We start from the raw sequence: 1,430 nt of genomic DNA on the forward strand, positions 1-1,430 counted from the left end.
AGATTTCTTCTGGGGCGGTTGACAAGGGCTGTCCTTCAGCCCTGCAATTAAGAGGATGATGAGCTGGCTGAGCTCATGAAGGGCCTTGGGAGCGAGGGGTGCCCACCAGCAATTCAGCCTCGATGGTGATGCTTTTCACACGCGATAGATTTAGGGACTCCGCGTCGATGCCGAACAGCAGCGGCGTCATCTCGGCGAACACGCGGACGTCCCTTTCGGACATCTCGAAGGTGCGCGTCACCTTGATGCGGTCGGTCATCTTGAAGTGCTTCTCAAAGCAATCGGTCACCAGCTGGTTTGAGTATTCCTTGCTGCGCAAAGATCCTTCAGCAAGGTGGCGCAGCTCCGTAAGATGATTGCTGCCTGGAACCACTTTGACCAGCACTCCTGGCGCGGAGGCGTTTCTGGTTGGGGTGAGAACGCGCTTGAATTCGTCGTAGTTCGAGGGAGCGAATACGTCCACCACGCAGTTGATGGAGCCTTTCAGCACGGGGATGTTCGTCAGGTCGCCAACCAGCCATTTGACCGCCTTTCTGGAATCGTGGCGGGCCGCCATCAGCATGGCGTCTTTTGAGAGGTCAAACGCCACCACGTCGACACAGAGGTTTTCTCGGATTGCACGTGCATAGAAGCCTTCTCCGCATCCCGCGTCGAGCACGCGGAATGGCGTCGCGTTCACAGCTGCAGGACCCTCGCTTGGGGAAAGGGCCCTTCCTACCGCGGTGAGGACGGCTTCTTTCACGTGGTCGTAATACCCTGCCTCCAGGATTGCCATGCGGCTCTCAAAGGATTCTTTGCTGTAGTGGGCTGACTGCCTGGAGGGCCCTAGAAGGTTTACGTACCCCTGCTTTGCGATATCGAAGCAGTGCCTCTTCGGACATACGAGGCTCCCTTCCTGCAGCTTCAGGGCGCTGTGGCAAAGGGGGCAAGAGAGCACGTCGGCGCTGTCAGCAAATCGCGCGTATCTGTCGAGTACCATTGCGTCTCCTTTCGTCCAAGCAATTCTAGCGGATGAGTCTTCCCCAGCAGTGCATGGCTAATCACAGCAGGCAGAACCGCACAGTGACAAATAGCTGAGCTATTTCAAGCTGGGATTTCGGTATTCTGCTGCCCTCTTTTGGGCCACTTCATTTCGCCACGCTTTTGACAGGAGCAACAGGGTCCTCGCGCGCAAAACGCATATGGGCAATGCAGCCGTCTGTCAGGGCATGCCTGCGCCCCCGAACCTGCCGAAAAGGCGCTGATCTGCCCGCCAGGGCATGCCTGCGACCCCGAACCAGCCGAAAGGGCGGTGGATCTGCCCGTCAGGGCATGCCTGTGCCCCCGAACCAGCCGAAAGGGGGGTGGATCTGCCCGCCAGGGCATTGGCAGAAGAAAGAATGCCGAGATACTCAATAAGAAGATTGATAACCTTCAGCAGGTGAAAAAAG

2 protein-coding genes and 1 pseudogene are annotated in these 1,430 nt (G+C 57.5%); all 3 read right to left on the bottom strand.

Annotation, left to right across the window (positions count from 1 at the left end):
- Positions 1-73: 73 nt before the first annotated feature.
- Positions 74-775 (bottom strand): methyltransferase domain-containing protein, encoded by a 702-nt coding sequence (locus tag ABVS03_RS11520; RefSeq protein WP_052241580.1) that lies wholly within the window; start codon positions 773-775, stop codon positions 74-76.
- A 63-nt stretch (positions 776-838) separates the two neighbouring features.
- Positions 839-979: pseudogene (locus tag ABVS03_RS11525) on the bottom strand (putative RNA methyltransferase); the annotation flags it as partial.
- Between the two features lie 222 nt (positions 980-1,201).
- Positions 1,202-1,430 (bottom strand): hypothetical protein (locus ABVS03_RS11530; protein ID WP_368019215.1); only part of this gene is annotated, 229 nt, incomplete at its 5' end.

The organism is Olsenella sp. AGMB03486 (assembly GCF_040884255.1).
Classification (GTDB): Bacteria; Actinomycetota; Coriobacteriia; order Coriobacteriales; family Atopobiaceae; genus Olsenella_L; species Olsenella_L kribbiana.